This window comes from Streptomyces sp. NPDC006259 (assembly GCF_042870975.1).
GTDB lineage: Bacteria > Actinomycetota > Actinomycetes > Streptomycetales > Streptomycetaceae > Streptomyces.
Genome location: NZ_JBIAHY010000001.1, coordinates 463149 through 477985 on the forward strand (window position 1 = coordinate 463149; position 14837 = coordinate 477985).

Annotated in this window: 14 protein-coding genes; 10 read left to right on the forward strand and 4 right to left on the reverse strand. The window is 73.1% G+C overall.

The window, feature by feature from the left end; all coding sequences use genetic code 11:
* The first annotated feature begins 29 nt into the window (after window positions 1-29).
* Both ACFYO5_RS02065 and ACFYO5_RS02070 read left to right on the forward strand, forming a co-directional pair.
* Window positions 30-1004: a helix-turn-helix transcriptional regulator gene (locus ACFYO5_RS02065; RefSeq protein ID WP_388703118.1), complete on the forward strand. Its 975-nt coding sequence runs from the start codon at window positions 30-32 to the stop codon at window positions 1002-1004.
* A gap of 57 nt (window positions 1005-1061) precedes the next feature.
* Complete coding sequence (locus tag ACFYO5_RS02070; RefSeq protein ID WP_356560028.1) at window positions 1062-1580, forward strand: DUF4240 domain-containing protein; 519 nt, start codon at window positions 1062-1064, stop codon at window positions 1578-1580.
* A 34-nt stretch (window positions 1581-1614) separates the two neighbouring features.
* On the opposite strand, the gene ACFYO5_RS02075 is transcribed toward ACFYO5_RS02070, so the two are convergent.
* Window positions 1615-1887: a hypothetical protein gene (locus tag ACFYO5_RS02075; RefSeq protein ID WP_388704693.1), complete on the reverse strand. Its 273-nt coding sequence runs from the start codon at window positions 1885-1887 to the stop codon at window positions 1615-1617.
* 83 nt (window positions 1888-1970) lie between these two features.
* Complete coding sequence (locus ACFYO5_RS02080) at window positions 1971-2822, reverse strand: peptidoglycan recognition protein (RefSeq protein WP_388703121.1); 852 nt, start codon at window positions 2820-2822, stop codon at window positions 1971-1973.
* Window positions 2823-3011: 189 nt separating this feature from the next.
* Between ACFYO5_RS02080 and ACFYO5_RS02085 the strand changes: the two genes are divergently transcribed.
* The 3 genes from ACFYO5_RS02085 to ACFYO5_RS02095 all read left to right on the forward strand — a co-directional run bounded on the left by ACFYO5_RS02085 (window position 3012) and on the right by ACFYO5_RS02095 (window position 6862).
* Entirely contained in the window at window positions 3012-4196 is a 1185-nt protein-coding gene (locus ACFYO5_RS02085) for a MarP family serine protease (RefSeq protein WP_388703124.1), read from the forward strand.
* Between the two features lie 221 nt (window positions 4197-4417).
* A complete protein-coding gene (locus ACFYO5_RS02090) occupies window positions 4418-5311 on the forward strand; it encodes a TIGR01777 family oxidoreductase (RefSeq protein WP_356559100.1) in 894 nt (297 codons plus the stop codon).
* A gap of 162 nt (window positions 5312-5473) precedes the next feature.
* Entirely contained in the window at window positions 5474-6862 is a 1389-nt protein-coding gene (locus ACFYO5_RS02095; RefSeq protein WP_388703127.1) for an NAD(P)/FAD-dependent oxidoreductase, read from the forward strand.
* 577 nt (window positions 6863-7439) lie between these two features.
* On the opposite strand, the gene ACFYO5_RS02100 is transcribed toward ACFYO5_RS02095, so the two are convergent.
* The gene (locus ACFYO5_RS02100) at window positions 7440-8969 is read right to left on the reverse strand and encodes a regulator (RefSeq protein ID WP_388703130.1); all 1530 of its coding nucleotides are present in this window, start codon (window positions 8967-8969) and stop codon (window positions 7440-7442) included.
* A 345-nt stretch (window positions 8970-9314) separates the two neighbouring features.
* On the opposite strand from ACFYO5_RS02100, the gene lipB reads away from it, so the two are divergent.
* The 4 genes from lipB to ACFYO5_RS02120 all read left to right on the forward strand — a co-directional run bounded on the left by lipB (window position 9315) and on the right by ACFYO5_RS02120 (window position 12501).
* Window positions 9315-10112 carry a lipoyl(octanoyl) transferase LipB gene (gene lipB, locus ACFYO5_RS02105; RefSeq protein WP_356559106.1) on the forward strand — a complete coding sequence of 266 codons (798 nt, stop codon included), beginning with the start codon at window positions 9315-9317 and terminating at the stop codon, window positions 10110-10112.
* Window positions 10113-10238: 126 nt separating this feature from the next.
* Window positions 10239-11204, forward strand: coding sequence for a lipoyl synthase (lipA, locus tag ACFYO5_RS02110; RefSeq protein WP_388703134.1), 966 nt, complete (start codon window positions 10239-10241; stop codon window positions 11202-11204).
* Window positions 11205-11473: 269 nt separating this feature from the next.
* Window positions 11474-11674 carry a hypothetical protein gene (locus ACFYO5_RS02115; protein ID WP_356559110.1) on the forward strand — a complete coding sequence of 67 codons (201 nt, stop codon included), beginning with the start codon at window positions 11474-11476 and terminating at the stop codon, window positions 11672-11674.
* 125 nt (window positions 11675-11799) lie between these two features.
* Window positions 11800-12501, forward strand: coding sequence for a DUF4191 domain-containing protein (locus ACFYO5_RS02120; RefSeq protein ID WP_356559112.1), 702 nt, complete (start codon window positions 11800-11802; stop codon window positions 12499-12501).
* 137 nt (window positions 12502-12638) lie between these two features.
* Here the strand turns inward: ACFYO5_RS02120 and ACFYO5_RS02125 are convergent, their stop codons facing one another.
* On the reverse strand, window positions 12639-13106 hold the full coding sequence (locus ACFYO5_RS02125) for an RDD family protein (RefSeq protein WP_388703137.1): 468 nt from the start codon (window positions 13104-13106) through the stop codon (window positions 12639-12641).
* 209 nt (window positions 13107-13315) lie between these two features.
* Between ACFYO5_RS02125 and glnA the strand changes: the two genes are divergently transcribed.
* On the forward strand, window positions 13316-14725 hold the full coding sequence (gene glnA, locus ACFYO5_RS02130) for a type I glutamate--ammonia ligase (RefSeq protein ID WP_388703140.1): 1410 nt from the start codon (window positions 13316-13318) through the stop codon (window positions 14723-14725).
* The last annotated feature ends 112 nt before the right edge of the window (window positions 14726-14837 follow it).

The window sequence follows — 14837 nt, forward strand, 5'->3', positions numbered from 1 at the left end:
CTGTCGGTGCCACCCGGCATCATGCGGGTATGCGTGCTGCCCGGCTCATCAAGATGGTCCTGCTCCTCCAGGCCCGGCCCGCCATGACCGCGGCCGAGCTGGCGCGCGAGCTGGAGGTGTCGGAGCGGACGGTCACCAGGGACGCCCAGGCCCTCTCCGAGGCGGGCGTCCCGGTGTACGCCGAGCGCGGCAGGGCCGGCGGCTACCGCCTGGTCGACGGCTACCGCACCCGCCTCACCGGCCTGGCCCGCGGCGAGGCGGAGGCCCTGTTCCTGAGCGGCGTACCGGGCGCGCTCAGGGAGATGGGCCTGGAGGACGCGGCGTCGGCGGCTCGCCTGAAGGTGTCGGCGGCCCTGATGCCGTCCCTCAGGGACGCGCCGAGGACGGCGGCCCAGCGGTTCCATCTGGACGCGCCGGCCTGGTTCCAGGAGCCGCGGACACCCCCGCTGCTGCCCGTGATCGCGGACGCGGTGTGGGACGACCGACCGCTCACGGTCCGGTACCGGCGGGGCGGGACGGAGGTGGTACGGCGGCTGGAGCCGTACGGCCTCGTCCTCAAGGCGGGCGTCTGGTACCTGTGCGCGAGGGTGACCGGGGCGGGGGCCTTCCGGACGTACCGCATCGACCGCTTCACCGACGCCCAACCCCTCGCGGACCGTTTCGGCAGGGACGAGGAGTTCGATCTGCCCGGCTTCTGGGCGGGGCAGGCGGAGCGGTTCGCCCGGTCGATCCTGCGCGCCGAGGCCGTCGTCCGGCTCTCGCCCGCGGGGCTGCGCCGGCTGCCGTACGCCGTCGACCCGGTGGCCGCGCGGGACGCCCTCGCCACGGCCGGGGAGCCCGACGCGCGGGGATGGGTGACGGTCACCCTGGGCGTCGAGTCCGAGGAGGTGGCGCACGACCAGCTCACCGCGCTGGGCCCGGAGGCCGAGGTGGTCGCCCCGGAGCCGCTGCGCCGCCGCTTCGCCGAGGACGCGGCCCGGCTGACGGCGCTGTACCGGCCCTGACGATCATCGGCACTCCAGGTGCGGCCGACCCCTGCAGGCACGATGCTGGGACCCGTGATGGACGAGACGGAGTTCTGGGAACTGGTCGACGCCACCCGCGAGGCCGCCGAGGGCGACCCGGAGGAGCAGGCGGACCTGCTGGTGGAGCGGCTGGTCCAGTTGGACCCCGACATGGTGCTGGACTTCGCCCGTCACTTCGAGGCCCGCTTCAACCGGGCCTACACGTGGGATCTGTGGGGCGCCGCCTGGGTGCTGCTGGACGGGGCGAGCGACGACGCCTTCGACTTCTTCCGGTGCTGGCTGATCGGTCAGGGCCGGGAGACGTACGAGGGTGCCGTGCACGACCCGGACGCGCTCGCGGATCTGCTGGACGAGTTCGACGAGGAGATCGACGGCGACGGCGAGGAGCTGGGCTACGCGGCCGACGAGGCCTACGAGCAGCTCACCGGGACCGTCGCCCCGGACCTCGGCATCGCGCCCGCCCCGGCCGAACCCGAGGGCACGCCGGTCGACTTCGAGGACGAGGGGGCGCTCGCGGAGCGGTATCCGCGGCTGTGGACACGCTTCAGGGACTGAACCCCCCGCGGGGCCGCGAACGGCCCGTCCGGGATCAGACGGCCGTACGGCGACGGGTCGCGTCCGCCGGGAGGTACGCCTGCTGCCCGGCCCGCACGGCGTGGTGCAGCGGTGCCCCGTTGGCCTGCTCCAGGGCGGACGCGGTGGCCGCGGCCGGGCCGAGGACGACCGCGGCGACGGCGCACAGGACCGCCCAGGGGCTGCGGGCGGCCCGGTGCAGGCCGGACACCGCGCGCTCCCGGCCACCGGTCGCGGCGTTCGGGGCGTCGGGGGTGTTCGCGCAGCGGGTGTTCGTGGTGCCGCTCATGGTGCTGTTCATGATTCCCACCTCGGTCGGTTCGTGTGGTGCACGACCGTAGGAGGCGGGCATGGGAGAACCCTGAACGGCGCCTAAGGCGTTCCTGTGAACGTCCGGCCCTGGAGGCGGGCCGCCGTCTCGCGGATCTCCGGCAGACGGGCGCTGAGGGCCGCGCCGGGGCAGCTGGTCATGTAGGCCTCCTTGTGGCCGGCGAGGACGGGCAGGGCGGCCGTCGCGCCCGCCGCGTACCTGCTGCCGCTGTTGCTGGAGGTCAGACGGACGCTCGCGCGCGGGTCGACGTCCGCCAGGCCGAGCTTCCAGGCGGCGAGGGCCGCGATCGCGTCGACCATCGCCTGGGGGACGGGAACGCCGGAGGTGAACGTGCCCAGGGCGGCGATGCCGGTCGTGCGGTGGTTGAAGCCCTGGGTGTGCGCGCCGGTGACGGACCGGTCGACACCGCCGGCGCGCCCCTCGTAGATGGTGCCGCAGCGGTCGACGAGGAAGTTGTAGCCGATGTCGTCCCAGTCGCGGCCGCCGGTCTGGCCCGCGTAGAGGTGGCGGATGATGCGGGGCGCGTCGGCGCAGTCGTAGCCGTTGGGCGAGTCGGTGTGGTGGACGAAGACGGCGACGACCTTGTCGTCGTAGCGCGGGGGCGGCTGGGCGCGCGCGGCGTCGGCCACCCACACCGCGCGGGGCACGATCCGCGGCCGGGCGGCGGGATGCGCCGGGGGCTGCGCGCCGCGCTGCACGGCGCGGGCGGCCAGGGCCGCCGTGGCGGCGCGTTCGACGCCGCCCGCGCACAGCGGCAGGGCGGCCGCGGCGGCGAGGCCCGGCAGGCAGGCCAGGGCCACGAGGAGCGGGCGCGGCAGCCGCGCCGCACGCCGCCGCCCCGACCTGCGCGTCCCCCTCCGCGCGCGGAGGGGGACCTGTCGGATGGCACGCATGACCCCACTGTCGGACGGTTCCGTTCCGCCCGCGATGTGTGGTGTGCCACCCGGTGGAACCATCCTCACCGTGTGCGACGTTTTCCGGGGTACCCGCGCGCGTGGCCCGTCGTGGGCGGGCCACGCGCGCGAGGCTGATCATCGGGCCCGTCCCCCGCGTACTAAGGGGTCCGAGAGAAAGGCGGCTCCGTGGACCTGCTCGACATCCTGCTGGTGCTGGTGATCCTGGCGTACGCCGGCTCGGGCTACCGGCGCGGACTGGTGGCCGGCTGTGTCTCGCTGGCCGGTTTCGTGGGCGGCGCGGTGGCGGGCGTGTGGATCCTGCCGTGGGTGATGGGCCTGGTGACGCCGGGCACGACGGCGGCGACGGTCACCGCCGTGCTCACCGTGCTGGTCCCGGCGGCGGTGGGCCACGAGCTGGCGGGACGGCTGGCGGGGCGGCTGCGCCGGGAGCTGGACCGGGGGCCGCTCCGGGTGGCCGACGGGGTCGGCGGGACGGTGGCGAACTCGGTGGCGGTGCTGATCGTGGCCTGGGTGGCGGCTAGCGTGCTGGCCGTGTCCTCGACGCCGGTGGTGACGTCGGCGATCCGGGACTCCCGGCTGCTGGGGGCGGTGCAGAACACGATGCCGGACACCACCCCGGCCTGGTTCTCGCGGGCCACGTCCGCGCTCACGGAGGCCGGTTTCCCGCAGGTCTTCAACCCGTTCGAGAACGAGTCGACGGCGGAGGTCGCCAGGCCCACCGGTGACAGCGTCACCCCGGCCGCCACGAACGCGGCCAGGCTGAGCACGGTGAAGATCGAGGGCGTCTCCGGCGACCGGGGCCGCGAGGGCAGCGGGTTCGTGTACGCGCCCGAACACGTGATGACCAACGCGCACGTGGTGGCGGGCATCGACGACCCGACCGTACGGGTCGGGGGCGTGGGGCGGTCGTACGAGGCGCGCGTGGTGCTGTTCGACCCGGACAGGGACGTGGCCGTGCTGCACGTGCCCGGACTGCGGGCGCCCGTGCTGCGGTTCGACGACGACGCCTCGCGCGGCGACTCGGCGGTCGTCGCGGGCTATCCGCAGGACGGCGATCTGAATCTCCAGGCGGCGACGGTGGCGAACCGGGTCGACGCCACCGGGCGGAACATCTACAACGACGGCACCGTCACCCGGGAGATCTACTCGATCCGCTCCACGGTCCGCCCCGGCAACTCCGGCGGTCCGCTGCTGACCACCGACGGCCGGGTCTTCGGTGTCGTGTTCGCCCGCTCCACCTCCGACGCCGAGACGGGGTACGTCCTGACGGCCGCGGAGGTCGCCGAGGACGCCGAGCGGGCGGCGGCCGCGACGGCGGCCGTGGACACCGGCGAGCTGGTCAGCTCCTAGGGCGTGGGGCGGGGTTCGCGGCCGGCGCGCGTGCCGCACCCCGGCCGCGTGCCTCGTCGGAGACGGCGAGACCCTGGATCCGGCGTACGTCAATGAGGGCGAGCGTCTCCGCGTCCCGGGCGGGCCGTCCGTGTGCGGGCGTCGGCGGGTGGGTCGTCGCGGCACCCCACGGCGAGGGCGCGCGGACGGGATTTCCGCGAGGCCCACGGCAGGATGGGCGCATGGAACCTACGCGAATCGCGGTGGCCGGCGCGTCCGGTCTCATCGGCAGCGCCCTGGCGCGGTCCCTGACCGCCGACGGGCACGAGGTGGTCCGCCTGGTGCGGCACGCGCCCCGGGGGGCGGACGAGGTGCGCTGGGATCCCGAGCGCGGGCGGGTGGACACGGCCGGGCTCGCCGGATGCGACGCCGTCGTCAACCTGGCCGGCGCGGGGGTGGGCGACCACCGCTGGACGGAGGCGTACAAGCGCCGGATCCACGACAGCCGGGTGCACGGGACGACCGCTCTCGCCAAGGCGGTCGCCTCGCTCGACGAGCGGCCGCGGGTGTTCGTGAACGGCAGCGCGATGGGCTACTACGGCGAGACGGGCGAGCGGGTCGTCGACGAGAGCGCCCCGGCCGGCCGGGGCTTCCTGCCGGAGCTGTGCGTGGAGTGGGAGGCGGCGACGGAACCGGCGCGGGCGGCGGGGGTGCGCACGGCGCTCACCCGGACCGGGCTGGTCGTGGCGCGCGGCGGCGGCGCCTGGGGACGGTTGTTCCCGCTGTTCACGGCGGGGCTCGGGGGACGGATGGGCGACGGGCGGCAGTACTGGTCGTACATCGCGCTCCATGACGAGGTGGCCGCGATCCGGCATCTCCTGGACCGTGACGACCTGTCCGGGCCGTTCAACCTGACCGCACCCGAGCCCCTGACGAACCGTGAGATCACGGCGGCCATGGGGCGGGTGCTGCGCCGGCCGACGCTGTTCCCCGTGCCGGCGGCGGTGCTGCGGGGAGTGCTGGGCGAGATGGCCGGGGATGTGCTGGGCAGCGCGCGGGTGGTGCCGAAGCGACTGCTGGAGTCGGGGTTCACCTTCGCGTTCCCCGGGATCGAGGACGCCCTCAGAGCCGCCTGAGGCGCCGTCGGGACCGTATGCGACCGCCGTGCGACCGTGCCCGGTCCATGCGCGACTGTTCCCGGCCGAACGCGGCCCTACCCTCGATCCGAACTCGGGTATCCCGGAAGCCGGTCGGGGGCATGACGTCTCCACCGGCCGCGCAACCTCGAGGAGGGGCACGTGCTTGAGCCCGCGTACCAGGCGGACGTCGTCATCGTGGGAGCCGGGGTCGCCGGACTCGCCGCGGCTCATCGGCTGACCGGCGCAGGAGTGACCACCACGGTCCTGGAGGCCGCCCCGTGCGTGGGCGGTCGCATGGCGACCGAGAAGGTCGACGGCTTCCGGCTCGACCGCATCGGACACCTACTGTCCACGGCCTATCCCGAACTGGCCCTGAGCCCCGGGCTGGACGCGCTCACCCTGCGTCCCTTCGCCCCGGGGGTCCTGCTGCACAGCGACGGACGGCACCACCGCGCGGGCGCGCAAGCCGGCGCTGGGGGCGCAAGGGGCGCACTCCACGCCGTACGCGCTCTCGCCGGCGCTCCCCGGAGCGGACCACTGCCCCGGCCGCGCACCGGCTCGACCGCCGCACCGCCACGCGTGCGGGCCGGGGCGCCGCTGGGCTCCGCCGTCGACCAGGCCCGGCTCGGCGCGGCGCTCACCCGGCTGGCGGCCACACCCGCCGAACGGCTGCTGCGTCGCCCGGAGGCGCCCGCCTCCGAGGCGCTCGCGGCGCGCGGTCTGCCCGCCCGCACGATCGACGGCTTTCTGCGGCCGCTGCTCGCCGCGCTGCTCTGCGACCCGGACCTGACCACCTCCAGCCGGTGCGCGGACCTGGCGCTGCACGCCTTCGCGGCGGGGCGGCTCTGTCTGCCGGAGGGCGGGGCCGACGTCCTGCCGGAGCTGCTCGCGCGGACGCTGCCGCCGGGGACCGTCCACACGGGGGTGCGGGCCACCGCGGTCTCCACGACCTCGGTGACCACCGCGGAGCACGGCGAGTTCCGCTGCCGAGCGGTGCTGGTGGCGACCGACGGGCGCACCGCGGCGGAGCTGCTGCCCGGACTGCGGGTGTCCGACTTCCATCCGGTCACGGTCCTGCACCACACCACCGACGAGCCGCCGGGGACCGGCGCCTCGCTCCTGCTGGACGCCGACCGCGGCGGGCCGGTCGCCCACACGGCGGTGATCAGCCGGGTCGATCCGAGCCGTGCGCCGGCCGGGCGCACGCTGATCTCCTCCACGGTGCTCGGTCCGCCCCCGGACGGGATCGACACGGCCGTCCGGACCCACCTCTCGCGGCTGTACGGCACCTCGACCGGGCGGTGGGAGACGCTGGCCGTGCACCACACCGCCGAGGCGGTACCGGCGATGCGGGCACCGCACGACCTGCGCCGGCCGGTGCGGCTGCTGGCCGGGCTGTACGTCTGCGGCGACCACCGGGACACCAGCACGGTCCAGGGCGCCCTGCACTCGGCCCACCGGGCGTCGGCGGCGATCGTCTCCGACCTGGGCGGAACCGGGTCCCTGCACACGGCCGACCCGGTCCGGACGGCGCCCCGGGCGGCCTGAGCGCACCGGGAACTCCGCTCCCGCCCCACCCACGCCCACCGGACTCGGCCGGCCGGAGGCCAGGTCGGGGCGGCTCGGCCCGTCCGGAGGGGGCGGCCTGACCCGCGTCCCCCGCAGGCCGAGGTCGAGGGACAGGGCGCCGGCTCCCCGAGAACCCGGCCAGGACGGGAGAGAGCAGCGGGGGCGCGACACCCCCAGCAGTCAGCCCAGCGCCGCCACGCGGTCCCCGCCACGGGCCGCGGCGGACGCGCTCCGCCTCCCCCGCACGACCCCCGCCCCCACCGGGGAGTCCGAGGACGAGGCCGTTCAAGGCGAAGGCGAGAAGCGCCGGCTCCCCGAGACCCCGGCCGGGACGGGAGAGGGCGGCGCGGGCGCGACACCCCCAGCTGTCAGCCCAGCGCCGCCACGCGGTCCCCGCCACGGGCCGCGGCGGACGCGCTCCGCCTCCCCCGCACGACCCCCGCCCCCTCCGGGGAGTCCGAGGACGAGGCCGCTCAAGCCGAAGGCGAGAAGCGGCGGCTCGCCGTGAACCCGGCCGGGACGGGAGAGGGCGGCGCGGGCGCGACACCCCCAGCTGTCAGCCCAGCGCCGCCACGCGGTCCCGGTACACCCTGGCCGGGGCCGCGTCGCGGTACGGCTCCAGGCGGCGTTCGAAGTCGCGGACGTACTCCACCGCCCGCACCGAACGCATCTCCGCCGCCTGCCCCGCCGCCTCCGCGGCGATCTGGCAGGCCTGGTCGAGTTCCCCGAGGCCGAGGCGGGCGGTGGCGAGGACGATCCGGCAGAACAGGCGGCTGCGCGCATCCGCGGCGGACCGCAGTTGCAGGGAGCGTTCGGCGTGCTGCGCGGCGGCCCGGAACTGCTGGAGGTCGCGGTGGCAGTGCCCGGACTCGTCGGCCAGCTGTCCCTCGTCGAAGGACCGCGCCCAGAGCGGCACCTCGTCCCCCGGCTTGGCCGCCTCCAGCGCCCGTTCGGCCCGGACGAGGGAGGCGGTGCAGGCCCGCACCTCGCCGAGCACCCCGTGCCCGCGCGCTTCGGCCGCGTGCAGCAGCGCCTGCACGGTGGGCGGCGAGCCGGTGCCGACGCCCTGCTGGGCCACGCGCGCGAGCTGCACGGCCTCCCGCCCGTGCCCGAGATAGACGGCCTGGCGGCTCATGGTGACGAGGACGTAGGAGCCGTACGCCCGGTCGGCGGCGGCCTGGGAGAGGCGCAGGGCCTGGACGAAGTACCGCTGGGCGAGGCCGTGCGCGGCGATGTCGAAGGAGGTCCAGCCCGCGAGGCGGGTGAGGTCGGCGGCGGCGCCGAACAGCCGGCGGCCGGTCTGCTCGCCGTAGGTGCCGCGCAGCATCGGCTCGCACTCGTGCTCCAGGTAGCGCACGAGGGCCTGACGGGCGTGGCCGCCGCCGTACGTGTTGTCGAGGGTGCGGAAGAGTTCGCCGACCGAGCGGAGCGCGGAGATGTCGCCGCCGGTGACCCGCTGGCCGGGACCGCGTTCGGCCGTGCCGCGCTGCCGGGGCACACCCGGCAGGCCACCGGTCAGGCCACCGGTCAGGCCGGCCGTGGGTGCGGTCCTGGGCTGGGCGGTGGGCCTCGGGTGGGCCGGGCGGGAGGCCGGCGGCCTGCCCTGGGCCGGTACCCGGCCGGCCGGATCACCGTGGGCCACCTTCTCGTCCGCCCGGCCGATCAGCCAGTCCCGGCTGGGCACGACCAGGCCGGCCGCCGTGAAGGCGATCTTGCGCAGTTCGGCGTGGCTGCCGGAGTCCTTGCGCCAGAGCCCGCTGACGATCTCGACGGCCTCCTCGGGGGTGCCGGCGAACTCCAGACCGGCGTACACGGGGGCGCAGGCGTCCAGGCCGAGGTCCTGGGCGGTCAGCCGGCGGCCGAGTCGGCGGGTGAAGACCTCGGCGATGAGGGCCGGGGTGGTGCCGCGGGGTTGCTGGCCGCGCAGCCATCGGGTGACGGACGTCTTGTCGTATCTGAGATCCAGGCCGTGCTCGAGGCCGAGCTGATCGACGCGTCGGGCCAGACCCGCGTTGGAGAAGCCCGCTTCTGCGATGAGCGCGGCGAGCTGACGGTTGGGAGTGCGCTGCGCGGGTCGTTCCGTCATCTGCGGTGCGGTCTCCTGCCTTCCGGGCCTCTGACGTGCCCGGATGAAGTGCCCTGATTGCTGTGAGCAGCCCTGATGGCCTCGTGAACGGCGCGAATGTAGCGGAGCGTGAGCAAGCCCTCGCACATCTCGACGTTCATTCATCCGATCGTGTGAGGATTGCCCGCGGGGCTGACGCACGACGGGCGGACGTACAGTGGCGTGGGGCGCGGTAGGGCCTGACAGGCAGGCCCGGGTGGCCCACACCGTGCAGACCACCGTCGGCTGCGGCGCCGGCGCGGCCCGCGCCGTGTCGCTGTATCGCCGTATGGCCGTATCGCCGTATCGCCTAGGGAGGCGCTTGCCGTGAGTGAGTTGCGGTTCGTTCGCATGGGCTTCGGAGCGGACGCCGTGGAGTACCGACAGGCGTGGGACGAGCAGCGCCGGGTGCACGCGGCGCGGTTCGCGGACGAGGTCGCCGACACCGTGCTGCTGCTGGAGCACCCGCCGGTGTACACGGCGGGCCGGCGCACGGTCGACAGCGAGCGGCCCCTGGACGGCACCCCGGTGGTGGACGTGGACCGGGGCGGCAAGATCACCTGGCACGGCCCGGGCCAGCTGGTGGGCTATCCCATCCAGAAGCTCCCCCGTCCGGTGGACGTGGTGGCGCACGTACGGCGCCTGGAGGAGGCCCTGATCCGCGTGTGCGCGGAGTTCGGCGTCGAGACCTCGCGGGTCGAGGGCCGCAGCGGCGTGTGGGTGCTGGGCGACCCGGTCGAACAGCGTCCCTCGCTCGGCGGTCTCTCCCTGGACCTCGATCCCCGGCTGCACGACGAGGAGTTCGATCCGCGGCTGAACGGCCCGGAGTACGCGCCCTCCAACGCCGGCCAGCGCCGCGAGGACCGCAAGATCGCGGCCATCGGCATCCGGGTCGCCAAGGGCGTCACGATGCACGGCTTCGCGCTGAACGTGAACCCGGACAACGCCTGGTTCGACCGCATCATCCCGTGCGGGATCCGCGACGCGGGCGTCACCTCCCTGGCCGGCGAGCTGGGCCGGGACGTGACCATCGACGAGGTGCTGCCGGTCGCCGAACGGCACCTGCGGGACGTACTGGAGAACGCGGAGCCGAAGCCGCGGGAGATCGAGAAGGCGAGCGCCTAGTCCGGCGGTCCCCGGCCACGGGGGGAATGGTCCCCCCGGTCTCCGGGTTGGCCTCACCGGTAGGGCTCAACAAACACGGGCGTACCCTGGTGTACGCCGAAGAATCGAAGCTACAGGGAGCCGGTCGTGTCCGCAGTCGCACCCGACGGACGCAAGATGCTGCGCCTGGAGGTCCGTAACAGCCAGACCCCCATCGAGCGCAAGCCCGAGTGGATCAAGACCCGGGCGAAAATGGGTCCCGAGTACACGAAGATGCAGAACCTCGTGAAGAGCGAGGGCCTGCACACGGTCTGCCAGGAAGCCGGCTGCCCGAACATCTACGAGTGCTGGGAGGACCGCGAGGCGACCTTCCTCATCGGCGGTGACCAGTGCACGCGGCGCTGCGACTTCTGCCAGATCGACACCGGCAAGCCCGAGGCGCTGGACCGTGACGAGCCCCGGCGGGTCGGCGAGTCCGTGGTCACCATGGACCTGAACTACGCCACCATCACCGGCGTCGCCCGCGACGACCTGGAGGACGGCGGCGCCTGGCTGTACGCCGAGACGGTCCGCCAGATCCACGCCCTGACGGCGGACCGCGAGGCCGGCCGCACCAAGGTCGAGCTCCTCGCGCCCGACTTCAACGCCATGCCGGACCAGCTGGCCGAGGTCTTCTCCTCGCGCCCCGAGGTCTTCGCGCACAACGTCGAGACGGTCCCGCGGATCTTCAAGCGCATCCGTCCGGGCTTCCGCTACGAGCGCTCCCTGAAGGTCATCACCGAGGCCCGCGACTTCGGCCTGGTGACCAAGTCCAACCTGATCCTCGGCATGGGTGAGACCCGCGAGGAGGTCAGCGAGGCGCTCAGGCAGCTGCACGAGGCGGGCTGCGAGCTGGTCACCATCACGCAGTACCTGCGCCCGTCGGTGCGCCACCACCCGGTGGAGCGCTGGGTCAAGCCGCACGAGTTCGTGGAGCTGAAGGAGGAGGCCGAGCAGATCGGCTTCTCGGGCGTCATGTCCGGCCCGCTGGTACGGTCCTCCTACCGTGCCGGGCGCCTGTACCAGATGGCCGTCGAGAAGCGCGGTTCGTTCGTGGCCGTCCAGGCCGTCTGACACTCCGTCAAAGGTCCTTGCCTCCGGGCCGGGAACCTCTGTGTGAATTCGCGCACAAGCGATTACCTGCCGGTAGCGGCTGATACGACGCGGTCCTGACCGTCCTCGCTGATGAGGGCGTACGTCAGGGCCGCGTCAGCATTTCGGCCCCCCGCGTCAAGGCTTCATCGGTGTTTGACCGGTCGGTCATGCCCTGGTAACACCAATCAGTGACGCTGGTGTCACACCACGTAGATCCGTGCCCGCCGCTCCCGAGGGGGACCCCCGCCATGCAGGCCGCGCCCGTTCGCGCCACCGCGATCCCGTCCTTCACCACCGCTCTGCGCGCCGTCGAGTCCCTGCTCATGAGCAGCGGCCAGCGCACCGCCCGGCGCAACGCCTGGACATCCGTCCTGGAGGACCGCCGTCGCGCCAAGGACCGGTTCGAGGCGCAGCGCGTCCTCGAAGAGGTCACCTCAGCCCGTCTCTGACCGCCCCCCGACCTCCTCTCCGGACTCCCCTCCGGGGGTCGTCCGGGCCGTCTGCGGGCCGTCTGCGGGCCGTCTGCGGGGCACTGCCGTCGTCGGCACTCCCCGGGCCACGTAGACTGCGTGGCATGGCGAGGAAGGACACGGCGGCGGACGCCGCTAACACCGGGCGACTGAAGCAGATCGCCCTGACCTACAAGATGACCCGCAAGGCCGACAAGAAGATCGGTCTTGTACTCGCGGCTGTCGGAATCGTCACCTTCGGTGTCTTCCTCGCGATCGGTTTCCTGATCGGTCACCCCATCTATCTCGGCATCCTGGGCTTCCTGCTCGCCTTCCTCGCGACGGCGATCGTGTTCGGGCGCCGGGCCGAGCGGGCGGCCTTCGGACAGATGGAGGGCCAGCCGGGCGCTGCCGCGGCCGTGCTCGACAACATCGGCCGAGGCTGGACGACCACCCCCGCGGTGGCGATGAACCGCAGCCAGGACGTGGTGCACCGTGCGGTCGGCAAGGCCGGCATCGTGCTGGTGGCCGAGGGCAACCCGAACCGGGTCAAGGGCCTGCTGGCCGCCGAGAAGAAGAAGATGAACCGCATCGTCGCGGACGTCCCGGTCCACGACCTGCTCGTCGGCACGGGTGAGGGCCAGGTGGAGCTGAAGAAGCTGCGGACCACCATGCTGAAGCTGCCGCGGGTACTGACCGGTCCCCAGGTGACCACCACCAACGACCGGCTGCGCGCCATGGGCGACCTGATGAGCAACATGCCGCTGCCGAAGGGCCCGATGCCCAAGGGCATGCGCCTGCCGAAGGGCGGACAGCGGGGCCGCTGATCCCCGTCGCACACGAAGGAAGGGGGCGCCCGGATGATTCCGGGCGCCCCCTTCGTCGTGCGTCACGTGACGTCGTGGCGTCACGAGGTCTCGTCGTGCGTCACGTGACGTCGTGGCGTCACGACGTCACGCCCATCTCAGCTGCGGACCTCGACCGTGCGGGCGACGCGGTCGTGCAGGCCGCGGCCGTCGCGGTCCCAGACCAGGGCGGGGACCGCGAGGCAGAGCAGAACCGTGCGGACGGCCGAGCGCAGGGGGCTGACGGTGCCGGTGCCCACCTCGACCACGCGCAGCCGGAAGAGGCGCTTGCCGGGGGTGAAGCCGAGCGTGCCGACCGTGAGGAGGCTCATCACGAGGAAGATGAGCAGGGCCCAGTTGCTGGTAGCCGGGCCGTAGCCGTGCGTGATCAGGCTGTATGCGATCAGGACGCACAGTCCCCAGTCCACGGCCAGTGCCCCCAGCCGGCGGCCGGGGCGGGCGATCGAGCCCGGCCCCTCCTCCGGCAGACCCAGCTGCTCGCCCCGGTATCCGAGGTCGGCGCCGGCGTCCTCCATGGCCGCGCGGGGCCCGGACAGCCACGATCCGATTGCTTGCCTGTTGTCCACCCGTCCACGGTACTGCGCACCCTTTTGGGCGCGGGACGGTGGGGTACGCCGGAGTTACGGTGGATCCCGGGCTGGTTAACTTCTGCGAAACAAACGGGTCACGCCCGAGAAACCACCTGTACCTAGGGTCGACGACAGCGTGTGCCACCGCACTGGCCGCACGAACGAACTACCACCCCGGCTCGACGGTCGGGAGTAGGAGGAGCTGGATGTTCCAGAACGCCGACGAGGCCAAGAAGTTCATCGCGGACAAGGACGTCAAGTTCGTCGACGTCCGCTTCTGCGACCTGCCGGGCGTCATGCAGCACTTCACGCTGCCCGTCGAGGCGTTCGACCCGGACGAGGAGCTGGCGTTCGACGGCTCGTCGATCCGTGGCTTCCAGGCCATCCACGAGTCCGACATGGCGCTGCGCGCCGACCTGTCGACGGCGCGTGTGGACCCGTTCCGCCGCGACAAGACGCTGAACATCAACTTCTTCATCCACGACCCGATCACGGGCGAGCAGTACTCCCGTGACCCGCGGAACGTCGCGAAGAAGGCCGAGGCGTACCTGGCGTCGACCGGTATCGCCGACACCGCGTACTTCGGCCCCGAGGCCGAGTTCTACGTCTTCGACTCCGTGCGCTTCAAGACGTCGGAGAACGAGTCCTTCTACCACATCGACTCCGAGGCGGGCGCCTGGAACACCGGTGCGGTGGAGGACAACCGCGGTTACAAGGTCCGCTACAAGGGCGGCTACTTCCCGACCCCGCCGGTCGACCACTTCGCCGACCTGCGTGCGGAGATCTCCCTGGAGCTGGCCGCGTCCGGCCTCCAGGTCGAGCGCCAGCACCACGAGGTGGGCACCGCCGGCCAGGCCGAGATCAACTACAAGTTCAACACGCTGCTCGCCGCGGCCGACGACCTCCAGCTGTTCAAGTACATCGTGAAGAACGTCGCCTGGCGCAACGGCAAGACCGCGACCTTCATGCCGAAGCCGATCTTCGGTGACAACGGTTCGGGCATGCACGTCCACCAGTCGCTGTGGACCGGCGGTTCCCCGCTCTTCTACGACGAGGCCGGTTACGCGGGCCTGTCGGACATGGCCCGCTACTACATCGGCGGCATCCTCAAGCACGCCCCGTCGCTGCTGGCCTTCACCAACCCGACGGTGAACTCCTACCACCGCCTGGTCCCGGGCTTCGAGGCCCCGGTCAACCTGGTCTACTCGCAGCGCAACCGCTCCGCCGCGATGCGTATCCCGATCACGGGCTCCAACCCGAAGGCCAAGCGTGTGGAGTTCCGCGCGCCCGACTCCTCCGGCAACCCGTACCTGGCCTTCTCCGCCCTCCTGATGGCCGGCCTGGACGGCATCAAGAACAAGATCGAGCCGGCCGAGCCGATCGACAAGGACCTCTACGAGCTGGCTCCCGAGGAGCACGCGGGCGTCGCCCAGGTCCCGACCTCGCTGCCGGCCGTTCTGGACCGTCTCGAGTCCGACCACGAGTTCCTGCTCGCCGGCGACGTGTTCACGTCCGACCTGATCGAGACGTGGATCGACTACAAGCGCACCAACGAGATCGCGCCGCTCCAGCTGCGTCCGCACCCGCACGAGTTCGAGCTGTACTTCGACGTGTGATCGACCCGCGCAGGCCGTCGGCCTGTCGGACTCCGCCCCCGTTCCTGGTTTCTCAGGGCGGGGGCGCCGTCGTATGGTTTCTGGCACTGCTGTTCGACAAGGGTGACGGGGA

Excerpts from the sequence above, each read along its gene's own strand:
- glnA (WP_388703140.1), top strand. The coding sequence starts at position 13,316 with ATGTTCCAGAACGCCGACGAGGCCAAGAAGTTCATCGCGGACAAGGAC.
- ACFYO5_RS02070 (WP_356560028.1), top strand. The coding sequence starts at position 1,062 with ATGGACGAGACGGAGTTCTGGGAACTGGTCGACGCCACCCGCGAGGCC.
- ACFYO5_RS02120 (WP_356559112.1), top strand. The coding sequence starts at position 11,800 with ATGGCGAGGAAGGACACGGCGGCGGACGCCGCTAACACCGGGCGACTG.
- ACFYO5_RS02080 (WP_388703121.1), bottom strand. The coding sequence starts at position 2,822 with ATGCGTGCCATCCGACAGGTCCCCCTCCGCGCGCGGAGGGGGACGCGC.
- ACFYO5_RS02075 (WP_388704693.1), bottom strand. The coding sequence starts at position 1,887 with ATGAGCGGCACCACGAACACCCGCTGCGCGAACACCCCCGACGCCCCG.
- ACFYO5_RS02090 (WP_356559100.1), top strand. The coding sequence starts at position 4,418 with ATGGAACCTACGCGAATCGCGGTGGCCGGCGCGTCCGGTCTCATCGGC.
- ACFYO5_RS02065 (WP_388703118.1), top strand. The coding sequence starts at position 30 with ATGCGTGCTGCCCGGCTCATCAAGATGGTCCTGCTCCTCCAGGCCCGG.
- ACFYO5_RS02115 (WP_356559110.1), top strand. The coding sequence starts at position 11,474 with ATGCAGGCCGCGCCCGTTCGCGCCACCGCGATCCCGTCCTTCACCACC.
- ACFYO5_RS02100 (WP_388703130.1), bottom strand. The coding sequence starts at position 8,969 with ATGACGGAACGACCCGCGCAGCGCACTCCCAACCGTCAGCTCGCCGCG.